The 22,204-nt window shown below is 45.1% G+C and carries 13 protein-coding genes; 12 read left to right on the top strand and 1 reads right to left on the bottom strand.

Annotated features, from left to right (window positions below):
- The first annotated feature begins 482 nt into the window (after nt 1-482).
- The 7 genes from AC6CIF_RS21715 to AC6CIF_RS21685 all read left to right on the top strand — a co-directional run bounded on the left by AC6CIF_RS21715 (nt 483) and on the right by AC6CIF_RS21685 (nt 12,191).
- Nucleotides 483-1,160: a response regulator transcription factor gene (locus AC6CIF_RS21715; protein WP_249913638.1), complete on the top strand. Its 678-nt coding sequence runs from the start codon at nt 483-485 to the stop codon at nt 1,158-1,160.
- Nucleotides 1,157-2,212 (top strand): HAMP domain-containing sensor histidine kinase, encoded by a 1,056-nt coding sequence (locus AC6CIF_RS21710; protein WP_062329864.1) that lies wholly within the window; start codon nt 1,157-1,159, stop codon nt 2,210-2,212. Before AC6CIF_RS21715 ends, AC6CIF_RS21710 begins: the two co-directional genes overlap by 4 nt.
- A gap of 312 nt (nt 2,213-2,524) precedes the next feature.
- The gene (locus AC6CIF_RS21705; protein ID WP_498201507.1) at nt 2,525-5,029 is read left to right on the top strand and encodes a glycoside hydrolase family 3 protein; all 2,505 of its coding nucleotides are present in this window, start codon (nt 2,525-2,527) and stop codon (nt 5,027-5,029) included.
- A 72-nt stretch (nt 5,030-5,101) separates the two neighbouring features.
- Nucleotides 5,102-6,064, top strand: coding sequence for an alpha/beta hydrolase (locus tag AC6CIF_RS21700; protein WP_498201506.1), 963 nt, complete (start codon nt 5,102-5,104; stop codon nt 6,062-6,064).
- Between the two features lie 812 nt (nt 6,065-6,876).
- Nucleotides 6,877-8,052, top strand: a complete 1,176-nt coding sequence (locus tag AC6CIF_RS21695; protein WP_498201505.1) for a pectin acetylesterase-family hydrolase — start codon at nt 6,877-6,879, stop codon at nt 8,050-8,052.
- 295 nt (nt 8,053-8,347) lie between these two features.
- Nucleotides 8,348-11,023: a glycoside hydrolase family 3 protein gene (locus tag AC6CIF_RS21690; protein ID WP_498201504.1), complete on the top strand. Its 2,676-nt coding sequence runs from the start codon at nt 8,348-8,350 to the stop codon at nt 11,021-11,023.
- A 52-nt stretch (nt 11,024-11,075) separates the two neighbouring features.
- Nucleotides 11,076-12,191, top strand: coding sequence for a pectin acetylesterase-family hydrolase (locus tag AC6CIF_RS21685; protein WP_498201503.1), 1,116 nt, complete (start codon nt 11,076-11,078; stop codon nt 12,189-12,191).
- 331 nt (nt 12,192-12,522) lie between these two features.
- Here the strand turns inward: AC6CIF_RS21685 and AC6CIF_RS21680 are convergent, their stop codons facing one another.
- Nucleotides 12,523-14,199, bottom strand: coding sequence for a sensor histidine kinase (locus tag AC6CIF_RS21680; protein WP_498201502.1), 1,677 nt, complete (start codon nt 14,197-14,199; stop codon nt 12,523-12,525).
- A gap of 231 nt (nt 14,200-14,430) precedes the next feature.
- Between AC6CIF_RS21680 and AC6CIF_RS21675 the strand changes: the two genes are divergently transcribed.
- From AC6CIF_RS21675 to AC6CIF_RS21655, 5 genes are all read left to right on the top strand, one after another.
- Complete coding sequence (locus tag AC6CIF_RS21675; RefSeq protein ID WP_498201501.1) at nt 14,431-16,137, top strand: type 2 periplasmic-binding domain-containing protein; 1,707 nt, start codon at nt 14,431-14,433, stop codon at nt 16,135-16,137.
- A 186-nt stretch (nt 16,138-16,323) separates the two neighbouring features.
- Nucleotides 16,324-17,265, top strand: coding sequence for an ABC transporter permease (locus tag AC6CIF_RS21670; protein WP_498201500.1), 942 nt, complete (start codon nt 16,324-16,326; stop codon nt 17,263-17,265).
- A 12-nt stretch (nt 17,266-17,277) separates the two neighbouring features.
- Nucleotides 17,278-18,150, top strand: coding sequence for a carbohydrate ABC transporter permease (locus AC6CIF_RS21665; protein WP_347398345.1), 873 nt, complete (start codon nt 17,278-17,280; stop codon nt 18,148-18,150).
- A gap of 46 nt (nt 18,151-18,196) precedes the next feature.
- Complete coding sequence (locus AC6CIF_RS21660; RefSeq protein ID WP_498201499.1) at nt 18,197-19,369, top strand: alpha/beta hydrolase; 1,173 nt, start codon at nt 18,197-18,199, stop codon at nt 19,367-19,369.
- Nucleotides 19,370-19,383: 14 nt separating this feature from the next.
- The gene (locus AC6CIF_RS21655; RefSeq protein WP_498201498.1) at nt 19,384-22,194 is read left to right on the top strand and encodes a glycoside hydrolase family 3 protein; all 2,811 of its coding nucleotides are present in this window, start codon (nt 19,384-19,386) and stop codon (nt 22,192-22,194) included.
- Nucleotides 22,195-22,204 lie beyond the last annotated feature (10 nt).

Below are 22,204 nucleotides of genomic sequence, written 5' to 3'. Positions count from 1 at the left end.
AAAATAACCCCCACCATGAAAGGGAACGATCGTCGGTCTTTTTAATTTAGCTATCTATATTAGGATATTCCTCAGCATACTTGTGTAATACACATTGAGTATGCTATTGATTTTTATTCTTCTTCAAGGTGGATTAAAAGGTTCATAGGAATTAATCGGTTGCTCGTTGTATTAAGCATCTTGAATGAAGCCAATAATGGATGTGTACGTACATATAAGAAACAAGCTGCTATATTAACGTTAGCGATAAAGAGCGTTCCCCTATATGTTCAGTATCTTGTGCTTTTTTCTGGTAGAATTTAAATCATTTGATTTTTTCATTTGCTTCCTCCTGTTTTCTTGTCAGTAAATGCTACAATGGCTCTAATGTACCTTTACAAAATAAACTGAAAATCAATTGATTTAAACGATATTGTTTATGTTCAATTTACCTTTTAACGATAAAATGAGATAACTTATTAGTAATTGAAGGAGATATTTATATGTTAAATATATTAGTGGTAGAGGATGACGAAAGTACCAGAAAGTTAATGTGTGTGGTCTTACAAACGAGAGGATTCAAAACATACTGGGCCGAAGACGGGATAAAAGCGCTTGAGATCATTGAGAGGCAACATATAGATTTAGTGGTACTTGATTTAATGATGCCGAAGATGGACGGTTACGAATTGACACGGCAACTTCGGGTATTATCGGAACACCTCCCGATCTTGATGGTTACAGCCAAACAGGAACCGAAAGATAAAAGGCAGGGATTTCTTGCTGGCACCGATGACTATATGACAAAACCGGTAGATGAAGAGGAACTGGTTCTCCGGATTAAAGCCCTCCTTCGCAGAGCGCGGATTGCCAGTGAACACAAGCTAACCATCGGGAACGTTGTACTCGACTATGATACGCTGGCAGTAACACGCGAAGAAGAAGTTAACATCCTTCCAGCAAAAGAATTTTACCTGTTATTTAAATTACTTTCATATCCAAACATGATATTCACCCGTTTGCAGCTTATGGATGAAATTTGGGGTATGGAATCGGAAACAGATGACCACACACTAACAGTCCATATCAATCGCTTGCGTAACCGTTTTCGAGAATGGAAAGAGTTTGAGATTATCGCGGTTAGAGGACTCGGTTATAAGGCGGTGCTCCAAACCAAATGAAAGAATTTTTTCGCAAACGAATAAGTCTTACGATCACGTTGGTCATGTTTGTTTTCGGTGTGTTGGTGGCTACATTGCTACTGTTAATCGGCTTTAGCATTCTCCTGCAAAATCTGGATATTATTTCGCTTGCTCCTTCTCCGAGCCAAGGATTAGGTGAACGTCTGTTTTCAATTCTTTTCCTTTTCGGCCTATGCGTATTGATAGGAACTTCACTTACTGCATTTCTCAGCAAAAAAGCATTGAATCCTATACGCAAGGTCATTGACTCCATCCATAGGGTTGCAGATGGCGACTTTAGCGTAAAGGTGAATTTGAAAGGAATTGGAGAATTAGAAGAATTGTCAGAAAGCTTTAATAAAATGACGAAAGAACTTGCGAGTATTGAGACGCTAAGAAGTGATTTCATCAATAACTTTTCCCATGAATTTAAAACGCCTATTGTTTCGGTTCGTGGTTTTGCCAAAATTCTAAAAGAGAATCCTTTATCTGAGGAAGAAAGGCAAGAATATCTTGATATTATCATCAAGGAATCTGAGCGTTTAGCTACGCTCTCCACCAATGTGCTTACTTTGGCGAAATATGAGAATCTTGAAATTCTAATGGATAAAAATCCGTTTAGATTAGATGAACAGATCAGAAGAACCATCATATTAATGGAACCTAAGTGGTCAGCTAAGGATATAACCATTAATTTGCAATTAGACAAAGTCGTTTACAGTGGAAATGAAGAAGTGATCCAGCAGATTTGGATCAATCTTTTGGATAATGCCATTAAATTTTCCCATACAGATGGTTTGATTGAAATTACCCTTGCCATCTTTAATGAAGAGATTCATTTTAGTATCCAGGATCACGGGATTGGCATGGATGAACATACGCAAGCTCATCTTTTTGATAAGTTCTTTCAGGGCGATTCTTCTCATGCTAAAAAAGGATACGGGCTTGGACTTCCTCTTGTAAAACGTATAATAGAACTGTGCAATGGCGATATTATCGTACAAAGCGAGCAGGGAAGAGGCAGTAAATTTAGCGTAGTCTTCTATAGATAAACTGGATGTATTTAACGTAAAAACAGCTGGTAACCGGACAATTCCGGCGTCAGCTGTTTTTTTGCATTTGAGCATTTCCAGCTGTATTCTCCTCATATTCGTAATAGGCTACTGGGTTGAGCCAATCACTTAAGTCACATTAAGAATGCGATACATATGATTGAATTCCTCTATATATTCGTCAAAATGCGCTCACCTATAATAAAGAGTGTAGCCGCCATAAATGATTCCTGATCATTGAGTGGTGTGCTTCAGCCTAAATTAGCTGTATATAGTGACAAAGTTAAACAGATCACCAAATAAAGGAGAACGATGTTATTGGAGTTATATCCCTATGAATTGGAGCATATTGAGACCTTGCGGCGTCATGCATCAGAATGTATGGTTCTGTTGAAGGCAAATGGCGATTTCCCACTTAGCAAAAACGGCGAAATCGCTCTCTACGGCAGTGGCTCGCGCCAGACGATCAAAGGCGGTACCGGCTCAGGTGACGTAAACTCTCGGTTCTATGTCACAGTGGAGCAAGGTTTGGAGAAAGCTGGGTTTAACATCACCACCAAGGACTGGATGGATCGTTACGATCGTGTGCAGGAGCTGGCTCATCAGGAGTTTGTCGCTGGCATCAAGTTCAAAGCTCAAGCCACCGGCGTTCCAGCGATCATGCTGGGAATGGGCGCCGTGATGCCTGAACCGGAATATGAACTGCCGATTGAAGAAGCGGGCGATACTGCGATCTACGTGCTTTCTCGTAATTCGGGAGAAGGATCTGACCGTAATGTCGTAGGCGGTGACGTGTTGCTGACAGAAACCGAAATCCGCGACATTAGGGCAATTGCCAATACCTACAAACAATTCATGCTGGTCCTGAATGTTGGCGGTGTGGTTGACCTTACCCCGGTAATAGAAGTACCGAATATCCTAATTTTATCCCAACTTGGTGTGGTCACCGGCGATGCATTAGCTGACGTGCTTCTTGGCAAAAACTGTCCTTCCGGCAAGCTGACGACCACTTGGGCCGCCTGGGAAGATTATTCTCCAATCGGAGACTTCGGCCTTGAGGACGACACCCGCTATCGAGAAGGAGTCTATGTCGGTTACCGCTATTTTGACAGTGTATCCCAAACTCCGCTGTTCCCCTTCGGTTTCGGGCTTAGCTATACAAAATTCAGTATTGTTGAGTCTGTTGCCTCACTGGATGGTAGCCGTGTCAACGTAAACGTAACTGTGAAAAACGTGGGCTCTACTTCTGGCAAGGAAGTTGTTCAGTTGTACGTCTCGGTTCCCTCCGGGAAGCTGGATCAACCATTCCAGACGCTCGCAGCATTTGCCAAGACCGAAGAGTTAGACGCAGGACAGGGACAACAAATAATGCTGAGCTTTGCAATGGAAGAACTCACTTCTTACGACACAGAGCGTACGGTTGATGTGCTGGAAGCAGGAGATTATCTGCTGCGTGTGGGCAGTAGCAGCCGGGACACCCAGATTTGCGGCATCGTTCGCATGAACCAGGAGGTAATTACGCGGCAGCTATCCCACGCAGGCGGCACGCCGGATTTCGAGGACTGGAAGCCGGAAGCTCAGCAATGGACTTATGCCGGGGAATCCGATAAAAGAGCCAATGCTCCGGTATTGATTCTTAGTGCCGATGACTTTGTTGCAGGGGTGAATCCTGCGGTACCGGAAATCGACTCTGCTGTAAGGAATATGGTCGAAGGTCTGTCAGACAGTGAATTGGCCTGGCTCTGTATAGGGAATTACCGCTCCGGCAATGAAAGCGGCAGCGTTATCGGCAACGCAGCCTTCACGGTGGCCGGCGCGGCCGGTGAGACCACTACGCGGCTAAAAGAAAAGGGCATTCCTTCTTTGGTCATGTCAGACGGACCAGCCGGTCTGCGGCTCAGCCGCCAGTACGGTATTGATGAGTTGGGTGTTTACGCCGTGGGAGAATCCATTCCACCGACGCTTGTTGACTTTATGGATGATACGGTGATGGCGGCTCTTGGATTTCAGAAATCGGGAGGAGTGGAGCGCAGCGGCAGGATTTTTGACCAGTATTGTACCGCGCTGCCAATCGGCACGGCTCTGGCTCAAAGCTGGAATCTGGATTTCTGCCGGGCTTGCGGCGATATCGTAGGTGATGAGATGGAGCGATTCGGTGTGCATCTGTGGCTTGCCCCTGCATTTAATATTCATCGTAGCCCGCTGTGCGGCCGGAATTATGAATACTTCTCCGAAGATCCGCTCATCAGCGGCAGAGTGGCCGCAGCCATTACGCGTGGTGTGCAGAGTCATCCCGGGTGTGGCGTAACTATCAAGCATTACGTAGCTAACAATCAGGAAACCAACCGTTTCCGCTCCAACAGTGTCGTCAGCGAGCGAGCCCTACGGGACATTTATCTGCGCGGGTTCAAAATCTGTATTGAAGAATCGCAGCCCTACGCCTTGATGACCTCCTACAATCTGCTTAACGGGGTGCACACCTCAGAGCGTAAGGACATTATCACCGGTATTTTGCGCGAGGAATGGGGCTTTGACGGCATAGTCATGTCAGACTGGGTCGTTAACGGTGTTCAGCATGGGATAAAAAAGTATCCTTATGCCACGGCAGCAAAGAGCATTAAGGCCGGCAACGATGTGATGATGCCCGGCGGCGAAGCGGATCACACGGATGTGCTGACGGCTCTTGCCGGTACCAACAAAGCTGTCACATTGACGCGGGATGAAGTCCAGGGCAGTGCCGCACGTATTATCCATATAGTACTTAGACTGGCGGGGGTCAAGACACGACCATCTATTATTATAGAAAAGGGAGTCTGAGAACATATGAAGACACATGAAATAATTTTAAATGAAACAAGAAATGTGAAGTTTTCGGCTTGGATACAAAACGTGGGCGGTGAATTCGGCAAGCTGGAGAAGCGCCCCGCCATTCTGATTCTGCCCGGCGGCGGATACAGCTTCTGCTCCGACCGGGAAGCAGAGGTTGTCGCTGCTCCTTATCTGAAGGCTGGGTTTCAGGCCTTCATTCTCCGTTATTCAACCGGGGAGCACAAAGATTGGCCTAATCCACTGAATGATTACGAGCAGGCCATGGATCTAATCCTGAACAGGGCGGATGAATGGCATGTGCAGACGGACAAAATTGCGGTTCTCGGGTTTTCGGCCGGTGGACATCTGGCCGCTTGTGCAGCTACTAAAGGAAAACACAGACCTAATGCGGCGATCCTTGGCTATGCAGCTTTGTCGCAGGAAACGGCCGATATGTGCCAACCAGGTATGCCTTCGCCGATTAATGATGTCGACAAAGATACTTGTCCGGTTTTCTTGTTTGCTACCCGAGATGACAATATCGTGTCTGTTCAAGACACGGTGGACTTTGAGAAGGCGCTGCTTGCTAACGGCATCATGTTTGAGTCTCACATCTATGCTTATGGTATGCATGGATTTAGCACCGGCGAAAGCTATCTGAATCCCAATAAAAACTGCAGCCGTGTTTCCCATTGGGTACAGGACAGCATCGAGTGGCTGGCAGAAGTGTTCGGCACGCTGCAATCGGAGGGCTTCAGTGCCCCTGCTTATTCGAGTAGGGTCAACGGAGACTGGGATACAATGTTGTCTGCAGACTGCACCATGGCTCATTTGCGTAAGCAGCCGGAGGCGGTGCAGCAGTTACTTGCAGAGGTCATTGCGGTTATAAGCGCGATTGTGGCGCAGAAAACGGGAAAAGGGTTGAGTATGACCCCATTTTTTAAGATGATAAAGCTTCGGGATCTAATGACAATGATCGGCCAGCCGGAAAGCGCAATTGAGCGGATTGATGCTTCATTAAGGCAGTTCTCTAACATAAGGTGATCAGCAGTAAATAAGAAACGTTAGGGTCTCACAGTCCGGTATCTTTATATGTTCTCCATCATGGATCGCATGTTGGCGATCTCCAGTGTACTAAGCGAGAAATGGCAAGGAACTCCAGGAAAACTATTATACAGCGGTTGTTTAAGGACGAGATAACTAGGCCGTGAGGACATATCAAGGATAAACAAGCATGTTGGTTGCCTTTGATTTGGCCTCAGGGTTTTGCTCAACGATAGAAAAGAAGTGGCTCTTGGGCTTCTTCTCAAAATAAATGATCTTGACTTAATAGACCAAACTCGCTTTGTTCGAAATTTTCTGAATTCTTTGTTTCATACAGTTAAATGCTTAGAACAGACTAGCGCCGTGTTTGTATCGACACTAGCGGTGTTAGTTTTCCCGTTTATTTATTCATATCAATGCCTTCCTAAATATTAAACTGAATCCCCTCATTACAATACCACTGTAAACCACTTTACTAATTCAGACTCACGGTAATCTCTTTCCCACATGTGTTTGTAAGCACGTTAATGGAAAACAAGAAAAAACGCTCAAATTCCCTAATGCTAATGTCAAAGTAGTTTTGCCTTTCTTCCGCAGTTAAAAGGATCAATGCTTTTATTGCTGAAATAAACTTATCAGTTGATCTTCAGTTTATTTTATACTGCTACGCTAGAGCCATTGCAGCATATAGAGTCTACTTGCAAGGAAAAGAGGAAGGGGTAAGTTTAAACCACCATATGCAGGTACTTTTATATTTATTTTAAACTGGAGAAGTAGATTTTTACTTTCACCAGAAAGTCAAGGAGGGAATTATGACAGCTAGGAATTCAAAAAAGAGAAAACAAAGAGGACTGAAAATAGCAGGTACACTTTTGCTGGTAATTATTGCAATAGGCGTTAGTGGATTCATTGCCCTCAAACATTATATAACGGCTGAATTTCCAGAAATAATGGATAATCCGAAGGTTGGAAAATGGTATAACATTTATCCAAAAGGAGCATTGTCCGCTTTGGGTGAACAGTGGCACGGCAATATTAAAATCGGAAAAGAAAATAAAGTCTTAATTAAGTTCTATGGTGGCGGAGTTAGTATAGATGATTACACAGAAGAAAGACCAAATATAAAAGGTATTAAAGATGGCTTTTATAATGTAGCTAACGTAGGCGGTGATAACTTAGCCAAAAGGGGAATTAGTGGAGCTCAAAGTAAAAATCCATTTAAAGATTGGACTGTAATTACAGTACCCTATTCAACAGGAGACTTTCATGCTGGAGCTGGAGCCTATGAATATGTAAAAGAAGACGGTACAGAAGATGTAAAATATCATTATGGCTATATTAACTATACCAAAATGCTCGATGAGGCATTGAAGTACATCGATAATGATCCGGAAGCTTTAGTAATCACAGGTTCTTCTGCTGGTGGATTTGGCACAGCAATTCTTGCTGATGACATCATTGGTCATTTTCCAAACACTGAAAATATTACAGTTGCCGTAGATAGTTCACTTCTTTTATATGACAAATGGCATGAGACTGCGGAGAATATATGGCATGCACCACAAAAAATATCTAATAGATTAACAACGGACAATATAACACTAGATAGCTTAGTTGCTTTAAAAGAAAATTATAATGATAGAGTCAAAATTTTATTTGATTGTTCTGTAAGAGACTCATTGCTTTCTAAATATCAAGGCTATATAACTGATGGAACTTATGCAACATCTAGGGAAAGAGGAGATATTTTTCAAAGTGATTTAAAAGAAATGGTTAATGATCTTCAAGAAAAAATACCAGGTGTTGGAGTATTTATTTTCGAAGGATCGATCAACAAAGATACACATTTAACTCAACATACCATATCAGTTGGGTCTCAAGTATTTAAAAAATTTACAGATGATAAAAGTATTGCTGAATGGATGGATGACGCTGTAAATGGTAATGTGAAAAGTTATGGGTTAAATCTATTAAACAAAAAATATTAGTTTGATATTTCGTTATGCAGCACTCTGTTAACATACAACAGGTGCTGCATTTTTTACGGTGTTGCTTTATTGTTAGTTCAATTGCTTCTAGAGTATTGGCCAGGGCAAATGAGTGACTCAATCATGCTGCCGAACTTGAAATGCGATATGTATGTTTATATTCCTTTATATCATCGACTAATTACGGGAACCTATAATTAAGTTGTAAAACGCAAAAGTGAGCACTTATGATGCGCTTTTCAATTATAATCCGGCGAAAGCCGGATGCTCCATGACTAAGAAAGAGGGGAACTTTATGCCGAACGACGGAACATTTGAGTTACTTGCTGGTTTGCATGACGACAACCAGGCAGCTATGTCTTTTCTCCAAAAACCTGTGTACAATCTTGACGAAATGGATCGCCGGGAGTCTATGATCTCCTTAGTCTATTCTGGTTGTTTCTGTATCAAATCTTCCAAGCACATCGATCCTCAGCAACCCGGTATGGTCTATATCGATAGCAAGGCCACGGAAGCCCCATTAATCGAAAAGCCTACGGCGATGTTCGGTCAACTGGTCGGTATCATTGTCCGGAAATACCTGTTGGAATACAACAAGGAATATGAGGTCCGCTATGCTGGCGCCTATGACACCGAGGGTATGGAGATTCCGGAATTCTCCTTCAAGCTGAAGACTCTACCCCGGATCGAGCCCGGGGTCAAATATCCGGAGCACGACGCCATCGTTCTCCAGGCTGCCCGTGAAGGTGCAGTTTTGCTAAAAAATAATAATACTCTTCCCATGTCATCCGGAAGCTGTGTGAACGTCTTCGGCGCTGCTGCCGTGGTCTTTCGTCTGGGCTGTCTGGGTGCTGGTAAAATTAATCCCCGTTATGGCATCCGGGTCAAGGAGGGCATTGAGAAGTACTCATCTCTGGAGCTTAACCAGGAGCTGTATGAATTTTATACCGAAGAGAAGAATGTCTTTCCGCCGGAGGATGTGGTTGCACGCGCCAAGGACCGCAACGGCACCGCTGTTCTATTTATTACCCGCGGCAGTAGTGAAGCCCATGACGCTCCAAAGGACAAGGGCGGATATTACTTGACCGATGAAGAACGCGGGCTGATTCAGAGAGTCACCGCTGCCTTTGATAAAACAGTTGCCATTCTGAATGTGGCCCATCCCATTGAAACGACATGGATTGAGGAATTCGGTGTGGACGCCGTCCTGCTGACTGGCCTATCTGGCATGGCCGGAGGTCGCGCCCTGGCCGAAATTCTTGAAGGCACCGTCAATCCCTCCGGCAGGTTGCCTAACACCTGGGCCTACGACTATGAAGATTATCCGAGTGCACCTAACTTCCTGACCAAGGAACAAATCGTGAACAATTCCGGAGGAGCCCCATTTCAATACGCAACCACGGTATATGAAGAAGGCTTGTATGTCGGGTACCGCTACTTCGATACCTTCCAAAAGCCCGTAGCCTACCTGTTCGGTCACGGACTTAGTTATACGACCTTTGATTCCAAGCTGAAGTCAGGAGTCAAAACGGATGTATGTACTACGCAGATGGAGATTGAAGTCAAAAATACCGGAACCAGAGCAGGCAAGGAAGTCATTATGCTCTACGCTCACTTTGACGAGGGAAAACTGGAGCAGCCGGACAAGCGTCTGGTGGCCTTCGCCAAGACTAAGGAGTTGCTCCCCGGCGAGGCTCAGATTCTCTCCCTGGAGGTCAGCGAGAAGCGGCTGAAATCCTACAGTGAAGCTGAGGCAGCGTGGATCATCGAATCGGGTAGAATTAGCTTCCTTCTTGGAGGTGCGCCTAATAGGGCGAAGCCGGTCTGGTCCGTGAACGTTCCCGATAAGATCGTTGTAGCCCAGGTAAAGAACAGGGTAGCACCTCCCTTTCTGGTCAAGGAGCTGTCAGCCAAGGACCTTGCCGGGACGTATCCACAAGGTGAATTGACCAAAGTTTATACTGCGGAGGAGTGCGAGGGTAAGCTTCCTTTCAAAAATAGCCGTAATGCTATTGGTAACGATGATGTTCCCCTTGAGCATACCATAGACCGTCTAATCCGCTTTCCCGATCTGGCGAAGGATCCTGCGCTGGTGGAGCAGTTTGTGGCCCAGATGACCGACTATGAGTTAGCCCGTATGAGTGTAGGCGGACAAACTGGTTGGGGCATAGAGGATAACGGGTATGCGGGAACTCTTTTCAATGAAAAAGTCTTGGACAAATATGAGATCCCGGACTATTTCTTTGCCGACGGAAATAATGGTCTTAACATGTTTGAGGCCAACATTGGCTTCCCCGTCTCCACTACGGTATGCGCCAGCTTCAACGAGGAGCTATCCTATGCCGAGGGCACAGCCATTGCCCGTGAAGCCAAAGACATGAACCTACACTGTCTGCTGGCTCCGGCTCTCAATCTGCAGCGGAATCCACTTTGCGGACGACATACGGAGTATTTTAGTGAAGATCCATTCCTCGCTGGTCGTATGGCTGGCCAAGAAAGCCGTGGCTTCGAAGAGTCCGGTGTCTCCAGCTGCATGAAACATTTTTTTGCTAACAACGCCGAGACCATGCGCAACACCAACCACAGCATTATGAGCGAACGCACTGCACGGGAGTTGTATCTGGCAGCATTTGAAACCGCTTTTGAAGTAAATAAACCGGATACGGTGATGACCGGCTACAACGCGGCAAATGGTGCTTACTGTTCAAATGATGAGGAGCTGCTCCGCGGCATCCTGCGGGAGGAGCTTGGCTTCACGGGCTATGTCATGACAGACTGGAACGGCTATGGTGATGAAGGAATGTCAGCTCCACTCGCCGCCGGGGTAAGCTGGCTGGCACCTGGGAATCCCGATGATACACTGGTTACGCCAATTGAAGCAGCGCTGAGGTCCGGGGATTTGCCACGGGCACGGGTGCAAAAGAACCTGGTTGATCTGATCAAGGTCGTCCTCAAGTATCAAGAGGCATGACAGGTCTGCCGGTATGTGTGTTCCTTTAACAATTCTCAGGAGTGTGGGTATCATGACAAAAAGTCTAGAAGAATGGATTAAGTTGGCCAAAGAACGTCAAGTCGAGGATTTAGAGGGAGAACCAGAGGAAGGACAATGGTATAGAATTCCGGTTCCTGGTGCAGTTTGCGCAGGAGGCTCACCTTACTGGGGCTACCTGCGTAAAGGTACTGAACCGAACCTCATTGTCTGCTTTTCTGGCGGAGGGGTATCCATTAATGAATATACTGCTGCTAGGCCTAACCGCTTAGGTGTAACAGGGGAGACGTTTTACTCTTCTGAAGATACCATGCCTATCAACGATTTGATCTTGGACATCGGTATATTTAATGATGAACCGTCTAATCCATTTCGGAATTGGAGCCATATCTTTGTGAGCTACTCTACAGGTGATTTTCATGTAGGGAATGGAGATTACCATTATACATCACCTGACGGATCTCCTGCTGTACTTCACCATCATGGTTACCGCAACTACCGGGGGTTAATGGATCAGGCAGTCAAGCACCTATCCCCTCCGGCGAAGCTGTTGATTACTGGCGCCAGTGCAGGTGCCTTCGGTGCTTCGGCCTTAGCTTCGGATGTCATGAGTTATTTTCCAGATTGCCATGATGTGACATGCTGTCCGGACAGTTCGTTACTTCTCTACGATCAATGGCAGGTAGTCGCTCGGAATATATGGCAGGCGGAGGAACGGATATGGAAACCCGTACATAGCTTCGATATCTGTCTTGACTGGATGCGCAACCTCTACGCCGAGAAAGGCAATAATATAAAGTATCTTTATACTTGCTCCATTCGGGATGCTATGCTGGCCAAGTATCAACACTTTATTGATTACGGTACACTAGAGCTGACTCAGGAGCAGTGTCTGCAGTTTGAGAAGGATCTCAAGGGGATGATCGATGTTCTGAAGGCAGAGCTCCCAGGTATTGGCCTCTTCCTGACCGACAGTCCCGCAGCGGGGATGGCGCCGGAAGTTCCAGGTACTCAGCATACGAGGATTCTAGACTTCAATTTCCCTCTATCTGACATACATGGTGTCAGTCTTCGGGACTGGATGTGGAGTGGTGTGAATGGGACCGTTTACGATGCGGGTCTGGAACTTTTAAACAAGGAGGAATCTTAAGGACCGAAACTCTATCAAGCTGTTGGACAGTGTTAAAAAGATTCCCCAATGAGCAATGTTTTACAGTATGAGTTTGGTAGATAGAAAGGCAGTAGACCATTTGGATCGTCAAACAACCAGATTGTCTACTGCCTTTCCTCTTTTATTTCTCAATAGGTACTTTGAAAAAGATTAGTGAAACCCAAAAAAGTCTAATCGGCTTCCGGAAACTTCTAAAGTTAAAATAAGATGATAACTTCGTTTCATTTTGTTAAGTATCAATTATATAGCTGTCCTAAGCTTGTTCAAAACAATAATTTCTTAAAAGTCCTAGATAAAATGATAACTTACTTTATTCTTCCAGTTCACTGCTTTTATCCCAGACCAGCTCCATGCGAATTCCGCCGTGTTTATTTTGGGTAATATTCAAACACGCTTTGGAGCCAAGCTGAATAAGCATCCGTTGCCGAATGTTCCATAACGCACAGCCCATCGTATCATCTAGTGGTTGTTCAATGCGATGCAGCAGGCTCCGAATCTCTTCCGGATTCATGCCTTTCCCGTCGTCTTCTACTACCAGAGACAACCGATCTCCATCATCAGTACCTGATATGTGTATGAGTCCGGCACTTTGCTTTTTCTCAATTCCGTGGATTACGCTGTTCTCGACCAACGGTTGAATAAGCAGCTTGGGAACAAGCAGGGACATCATGGATTCCGGAATATTAATTTGCGCATGCAGGCGGTTGATACGCAAACTCTGAATATTAAGATAATTACGGACAACACCGATTTCTTTCTCAAGTGTGGTTAGCGGATCGTTGATCCGCGTTGTGTAGCGGAAATATTCAGCCAAATTCTGGGTCATGGCATTCACAGCTTCGTCATTTCCCATACGGTTCATATTATTGATAAAGAACAGGCAATTGTACAAAAAATGCGGATTAATTTGCGCCTGCAGTTGTTTAACCAATGCTTCTCTTGAAATGATTTTTTCTTTGTATACATTTTCAATCAAATCCTCGATTTGCTGTGCCATATTATTAAAATTGTGATACAGAATAGCAAACTCAGTATTGGACGTTCTGCTGATCCGGTGCGAGAAGTCGCCCTTTTGAAGATGACGGACACCTTTCAACAATGTAAGAATCGGGACTTGCACTTTTCGATAGAAAAATATCAGGGTTATTACTCCGGACAAAAATAACAGAACACAGGTGATGTAAAAGAAGAATTGAGTCCTTACAATGGGTTGAAGTGCTTTGTCCAGAGGAACATAATCCACCATATACCATCCTAATGTCTGCGCTTTCAAAAAACTGACCATATAATCCTTATTGCCGATTTCTATTAACTCAGTTCCTTCGCTTTTATCCATCATCATTGGAGATATTTTGGAAACCAGTTCCTGGACTAGGCTACTCTGATGGGAACGGTTTGCAATGATCAGGGAATCAAAGGAATAGAAGAAGGGATCATTATTTTCTATCTTGGCTGAGTCCAGCATATTTTCCAAATTAGCTTTCGGAAAAGTTACCCGGACGGTATACTGATCATATTTCCTGTACATGGAGAATAACTTTTGTTGCCCTTCCAATACCCATTGCCCTTCTGCCAAGTCAGCTGAAGGGAATGTCTCGTTTTGGGATGAACCTACCCATTTATTCAGCAGAGTTGAATAAATGTCAATTTGGACATTCCAACCCTGTGTAAAGCTCTGCAGCTTTATTTTTTCCGAGAGATCCAGTATAAGCTGGTCCTGTTCGTAATTATCCATCATGTCCACAGATTTCAGTAATCCCATTTTAGATTCCGCATTTAGAGCAACAGACAACATGTTAAGCTGTTCAACATTGAAATCTAAAGAATTAACCAAGATACGAAGTCGGTTCAGGTTGTTCGTTTGAATATCCTTTTTCACCGTATCTAAACTGGTCTCCACGGTATACGAATACATCATCAAGACTACTATTGTAGATAGTAAAATAATAATTACCGCGCTGAGAAAGGTCCGATATTGCTTTAACATGACAACAAATCCTTTATAAAGAGGTATCCCCATTATAAGAATTCGTGCTATGACTGGCAATGCGTATCGTTTGAAAACTAAATAAAACTTTAGAATGCGATATCTATGTTTATATTACTATATTAGATCTATTTAGTATGCGATATGAATGTTCGGAATACGTTATTTAACAGCAGGAAGCATTTTTCTATAATTAAAGACGTATTCAATAACATCATCAGGGGGTTCTGTATGAAGATGAAAAACAGAGTGCTGACCTTAGCACTTGCCGCTGCCATGCTGACAATGGGAGTGCTTGGTTGCAGCAACACCAATAATCAGGGCAGCAGCGAGAATGACACGGTCAACAAAGAAACCAAAGAGCTGAATATTGTGAACGGGAAAATTGAACCAACCGCGACGTTTACGACAATTAGGTTAGATAATCCGGCCGTTAAGTTTAGAGACGGAGAATCGATTTCAGACAATGTGTTTACCCGTTGGGTTGATAATTCGCTTGGGGTAAAGATTAAAACCTTGTGGACGGGCGGTGCTACAGACGGCTCGTTTACCACGAAGTTGAAGCTCATGCTCTCTTCAGGAGAAGAAATGCCGGATATCGTCAATTTGGGAGATCCCAATTCTATTAATCTTTTAATTGAGTCAGGCAAGTTTATGGATGTGGAAGATGTGTTTGAGAAATACGCATCACCCATCTATAAAGAGGCGGTCGCTGCAAAAGAAGATGCGTGGCTACCGTTCATCCGTGACGGCAAGAAAATGGCAATTCCTTCAGCCGATGAAGATTTTGGTCAAGCACAATCGGTGTTATGGATTCGCCAAGATTGGCTGGACAAGCTGAATTTGAAAGCTCCTACTACGATTGAAGAACTGGAAACAGTTATGGATGCGTTCGTCAATCAGGACCCAAATGGTAATGGAATCAAAGACACGTTTGCCCTAGATTTTTCCATGAAGGAAAGGTTGAGCGGAGCAGCCATTGGAGATGCCTCTTGGATCTTCGGGCTATTTGGATCCGTACCAGAAAGATGGTATCCAGGAGAAGACGGTAAACTCCAATACGGGTCCGTTCAGCCTGGTATCAAGCAGGGATTGGTAAAGCTGAATGAGTGGAAGAGCAAGGGGTATATTGCCAGCGATATTGCCTTACATGATACTAATACGATTGTGCAAGCGGTCACATCGGATAAGATAGGCATCGTATCTGCCCCTTCGTTTTTCATGCAATATCCCGGCTCACTTCTGCTCGCTAGCAACCCAAATGCTCTATATGTACCGTATTCGCTTCCTGTAGGCGCTAACAGTCAGAATATGCGCACCAATTTGAATATCGTCGGTGCAACGTTAATTAACAAGGATATTTCAGACGAAGCGTTGCAGGCTTACTTTCATTATATGAATTCGATGTATGGTGTGTTTGAGTCAGAAGACCCGTTTTACTTCAAAGGGTACCAGGAAGGGTATGATTATATCGTCAAAGACGGCAAAATTGTAACGGATGAGAAAGAAATTCCAGGTGGAAAGATTGACACGAGTGTTTATGTCTTTGGAGCGGCACTTGCACACCCAATTAAGAATAAAGAACTGTTTGATAAAATCGCCAATCAGGAAAACCTTACGGAACAGGATCGCGCCCTGATGATCAGTACAGGTACGAGTGAGGGTTCCAACCCAATGCAAAAAACGGTCTACGATGCATATCTGGTCAGTAAGAAGCAAGCTTCGGCGAATGTAAAGCAATATTATATGGGGCCGACGACCTCCACGATGTCGTCCCGAAACGAGCTGCTGCAAAAGATGCAGATGGAGGCCTTCACGAAAATTATTTACGGTGAAGCTGCTGCGGATACGTTTGATCAATTTGTGGAGAAATGGAAATCCACGGGTGGAGATACCATTACAAAAGAAGTAAATGAATGGTATGATTCTATCAAATAAATCATGATGATTAATAGGGAGCTTGATGCAGGTAACTGCATTAAGCTCCCTTTTTTTTGAGTGGTAGACCTTACAATTTTAATATTTAGAATGCGTTATTAGTATTTGTATTGCTTTATATCAAGCCGAAATCGCTGAAATTATAATGAACATAGATGATAAGAATCAGCTGGGAGGATTTAGACCATGGGCATGAATACTGCTGTACCTGCTGTACCAACAAAAAAACTGAAATTATCCAGAACAAAAGGTAGTTGGGGATTATATTTGATGATCCTGCCTGCGGTGGTACTGACCGCGATTTTTGTCTATGTACCCATGAGTGGCCTCTTAATGGCCTTTCAGGATTATAAGCCTTATCTGGGGATCTCCAATTCTCCCTGGGTCGGGTTAGACCAATTCAAGTTTTTATTTGAGTATCCTGACAGCATCCAAGTCATTTGGAACACCCTGAAAATTTCGTTCCTCAAATTAGTCATCGGCATGATCAGTACGCTTGCGTTTGCGTTGTTAATCAATGAAGTGAAACATAAATTTCTGCGCACTTCGGTTCAGACCTTTGTGTTTCTGCCTCACTTCATTTCCTGGGTGGTGCTCGGGGGCATTTTCATCCAGCTGCTGAATCCGGAGTATGGATTGGTGAATCAGTTGCTCCAAGCCCTGGGGCAGGAGCCTGTGTTCTTCCTGGGGAGCAACCACTGGTTTGTGCCCATTGTGCTCTTGACGGACGCATGGAAAGAATTCGGCTACGGGTCCATCATTTATCTGGCGGCTCTGGTGGGCATTAATCCGGCTCTATATGAAGCCGCTCAAATCGACGGAGCGGGCAAACTGAAACAAATGTTGAATATCACCCTTCCAAGTCTGATCCCCACCATCTGTGTCATGCTGACGATCTCTCTGGGCGGCGTACTCAATGCAGGCTTTGACCAGATCTTCAACTTGTACAATCCGCTGGTCTACGAAAGCGGCGATATCATCGATACCTTTGTGTACCGCATTGGCTTGATCGGGGGGAACTACAGTTTCGGTACAGCCATCGGATTATTCAAGTCCGTGGTGGGTCTGATCCTGATTTTAGTGGGATACCGAATCGCTTACAAAGTAGCAGGATACAAGATTTTCTAAGGAGTGGACCTAATGCGTACAACAGCCAAATTCAGTACATTTCAACTCATCAACAATCTGGTCATGATCATGCTGGCCGTGATGTGTATTCTGCCCTTTCTGCATGTGTTGTCTGTATCTTTAAGTTCCAGTGCAGCCGTATCCGCTAATCAAGTGACGTTCTGGCCGATTGGTTTGAACTTGGGTTCCTACAGCAAGGCACTGGAAGATACCCAATTACTTCGTTCCCTCTGGATCTCGGTGGAGCGAACCTTGTTAAGTGTCACGCTGGGACTTCTGGTGACCAGCATGGCAGCCTATGTGCTCTCCAAAGGGGGAGGACGAAACGGGATTGCGGGCTACAAATGGTTTGTCGGATTTTTTATTGTAGCGATGCTGTTTAACGGGGGGATGATCCCGACGTATCTGGTGGTGACCAAAATCGGTCTGTATAACTCGATATGGGCATTGATCCTGCCGACGATGGTCAATGTCTTTAATATCATCCTGATAATGAATTTTTTCAAGGCATTGCCGAAAGAGCTGGAAGAAGCGGCTTTTATCGACGGTGCCGGGCATTGGAAAGTGTATCTGAGAGTCATGATGCCCTTATCGCTGCCTGTCATGGCGACTGTGGGTCTGTTCACCGTAGTAGGGGAATGGAATGAATGGTTATCAGGTCAAATCTATATGAAGCCTGAGAATGTTCCTCTAAGTACATTTTTAAAAGCCGCTATATCCATGCCTAATATTGATATCAAGAATGCAGAAGAGGCCGCGAAATTCAATGCCTTGTCCCTGAATTCTGCGCAGATCTTCATCGGAGCTTTACCGATCTTGCTGATCTATCCGTTCCTCCAAAAATTCTTTGCTAAAGGTATCGTCATTGGTGCAGTGAAGGAGTAGGACAAGCTTGATAAATTACATCTAAATTTAAGGAGAAGAATGACAAATGAGTTATAGCCAAGAAGCAATCGCGAGAACTTTGGCAGGCGAAGGTACTGTAATCGTTAACGGTGCGGAAGTGAAGGTCTGCAAGGGTGCAGACTATCCTGAAGGCAAGCTTGACCCCTGGCTAATGGAAATATTGAAGCGGAAAAACAAGCTCAATGAAAAGGATGATACACCTGGTGTAGACATTGCTGCATTAACAGGTGTAGATATCGAGAAGTTAATTTCTGGTGAGGAAGATCCGGCTCAACTGATGTTGGTCCTGCGTAATTTACAAGAGAAAGTTCACTTGAACGCTGATAACGAAGACAGCATCAACCTCTGCGAAGGAGAAATTGAGGTTACATATGAGGACCGGGTATATTATCGCAACATTAACCGCTTATGGCGCTATCAGAGGCCAAATATGGACACTCAAAAGGCCTATCCATGCTTCATTCATTTTCACGGCGGGGGATGGTTTACCGGTTCTCCCCGGGGGAGGGATAATATGTTGAAATATATTGCTGAAAAATCGGACGCGGTCATATTTGATTTCGATTATTCGCTTGCACCAGAATACCGTTTCCCAGAAGCCTTTAATGAATGTTATGAAGTCATTAAGTACATCTATGATCATGCAGAGCAGTATCATATTGATCCGAAGCGAATAGCAGTTGGCGGCGGCAGCGCCGGAGCGAACCTGACGGCTGGGTTGACACTACGAGCTAAACATGAAGGGCGGAACGGGCTCATCGCTCTTCAAATTTTAATTAATCCGCCACTTTTGTGGACAGATGACCATCCCGATGGATTTATTTGGTCTATAAATCAGTTTCCTGTTACTGAAGGAGGAGAATCCTTTTTTGGAAAACAAACGGATCGCGCCACGGATTGGGCTTTGCGCTTGATGGCCCAAAACTATATGGGCAAAGAACCGCTAAGTAATATATACTTTTCTCCCATGTTGGCGGATGATTTTAGCGGGCTGCCGCCTGCGCTGGTCGTTACCGCCGAGCTGGATGGCCTACGGCTGGAAGCAGAACATTACGCAGGCCAATTAAAAAAAGCAGGAGTTCCTGTTAAAGCTTGCCGCTACAATGGAACTAATCACGATTCACTGGCTTACTTCGGTCATTTTCCGGCAGGAGAAGCGTGTGCAATTGAAATTGTGAACGAACTGACCAAGATGTGATAGGGGGGCAAGGGATGAATGAGATAAACTTTGACTTGCAGCGCTACGCTGCAAAAGCGCGGCAGGCCGCAGCAGAAGGTGCTGTACTGCTCAAAAATGATTGCAATGTTTTGCCTGTTGCACCAGGAAGTAAGGTCGCTCTGTTTGGCCGTTCACAGTTTAACTATTACAAGTGCGGTACCGGATCCGGGGGATTGGTCAATACCAAATATGTTGTTGGGATTGCTGAGGCCTTGGAAAGTAAAGATGGCTATGAGATTAATCAGGCGGTCAAGCAGTCTTATCTCGAATGGGTGCAGGAGCATCCGTTTGAAAAAGGTTCTGGTTGGGGTAAGGAACCGTGGTTTCAAGAAGAAATGTTCCTTCATGCTGATCTGGTTAAGCAAGCGGCCAGGGAGTCAGAAGCGGCAATCATCATTCTTGGCCGCACAGCTGGGGAAGACCAGGATAACAAACCGGAAGCCGGAAGCTATTTACTGACAGAAGCTGAGGAAGTTATGTTAGAAATGGTTTGTAAAGAATTTGAACGGACTGTGGTGTTGCTGAATGTAGGCAATATCATAGATATGAAATGGGTGGAGATTTATAAACCTTCGGCTGTGCTGTATGTTTGGCAAGGTGGACAGGAGGGCGGCAATGGTGTTCTCGATGTTTTGACCGGAAGGATAAGTCCGAGCGGACGAATGACAGACACCATAGCAAGAGACATTGAGGATTATCCGTCCACGGCGAATCATGGGGGTTCAATACGCAACTTGTACCAGGAGGATATCTATGTTGGATACCGCTACTTTGAGACTTTTGCCAAAGACCGTGTCCTGTATCCATTTGGCTTCGGCCTGTCCTACACCACATTTGAAACACGGACAGAACGGATAGAGCGTTTGAACGATAGTGTCCGGATTTATGTTACTGTTACCAATACCGGAGATAGGCCAGGGAAACAGGTCGTTCAGGTTTACTGTGAAGCTCCGCAAGGCAAACTGGGTAAACCAGCCCGCGTGCTCGCTGGGTTTGCGAAAACCAAAGAACTGATTCCGGGTGGAAAACAATCCGTTGAAATCGAAATAAATTTTAAAACAATAGCGTCCTATGATGATGCCGGCATCACTGGGTGCAGATCGGCTTGGGTATTGGAAGCCGGGAGCTACATCTTCCATGTGGGAGATCATGTGAGGAATGCGAAATCCTGCGGGAGCATTGCCATAGACAAGCTGCAGGTACTGGAACAATTACAGGAGTCCATGGCACCGGTTGTTGCATTCGAGCGAATGCGTTGTGCCTCTGACGGCAGTCTAATCTATGAACCGGTTCCAATACGGACTATAGAACCAAAGACGCGCCGCGTGGAAACTCTTCCAAATGAAATTCCTTATACTGGAGATAAAGGATATAAGCTTGCAGATGTCAAATCGAATATGGTCAGCATGGAAGATTATATTGCTCAGCTTTCGGATGAAGATTTATGTTGTATTGTGCGTGGTGAAGGCATGAGCAGTCCAAAGGTTACTCCGGGTACAGCCGGCGCATTCGGCGGTGTGACAAAGAGGTTGGAAGCTTTCGGAATCCCTCTTGCTTGCTCAGCAGATGGTCCGAGCGGTATACGTATGGACTGTGGAAATACAGCATTTTCCATGCCCAATGGGACCTGCCTGGGCTGTACTTTTAATGAAGCATTGCTGAGAGAACTGTATGCGTACGCAGGTTTGGAACTGCGGAAAAACCATGTGGACACTCTACTTGGACCCGGAATGAACATCCATCGTAATCCTCTGAATGGCCGGAATTTTGAATATTTCAGTGAGGATCCGTTCCTGACGGGCAGGATGGTGGTTGCACAACTGCATGGTATGAATCCCTATGATGTGACGGGTACCATTAAACATTTTGCATGCAATAGCCAGGAGGCGCACCGCAACACGGTGGAGGCTGTGGTATCGGAAAGGGCCCTGCGGGAGATTTATCTGCGAGGGTTTGAAATTGCGGTCAAGGAGGGCAATGCGATTTCGGTTATGACTTCGTATAACCCGATCAATGGGTTTTGGTCTGCCAGCAACTATGATCTCACAACTACAATCCTGCGGGGACAGTGGGGCTTCAGAGGGATTGTAATGACCGATTGGTGGGCAAAGGGAAATGACGAAGGAGAAGAGGGGAGTGTCCAGAATGTGGCAGCAATGATACGGGCACAGAACGATTTGTTCATGGTAGTAAGTGACTCCGAGCAGAATGCCCGAGGGGATAACTCGGCCGAAGCCATGCGGGAGGGAACCGCGACACGGGGTGAGTATCAGCGCTCAGCAATGAACATTTGCCACTATTTGATGGGAACAACAGCTTTTAACCGGATGCATGGGATGGAAACAGAGCTGGACAAGGCATTGGCTGCCTTCAGGGAAGAGGAAGGCGATGTGGTCTTGGATATACTTTCGGTACCAGTGGAAAAGGAGTCTGTTGTGTCAGGAGAGATATTTGATATCTCTCGGGGACGGAGTACTTTTATACGAGCTGACCTAAAGGAGCGGGGGATATACCGGGTGGAGTTGACGTGCCGCGCTGGCGCTGAGAACAGTGAACTTGCCCAAATTCCAGTGAGTATTTTCCACAATGCTGAATTTATGCACACAATAACGCTGACAGGTGCAGATTCTGAATGGAAAACCTACACGGTTGATATCCAGCAGCCGATTTTGCAAAAGCACACACACTTTAAGTTCGTTTTTAGCCAAAGCGGAATGGAAATCAAGGAGTTTAGAATCATTATGACCAGCTCTTTGGAGGAACGTATTCAGCAGGCACTATCAGTCCCCGGCGGTCAAATTTAGTAACTGGGTA

Source organism: Paenibacillus sp. GQ49 (assembly GCF_059759055.1).
The sequence above is the reverse complement of the archived record's forward strand: the minus strand, read 5'-3'. Positions and strand labels throughout refer to the sequence as shown.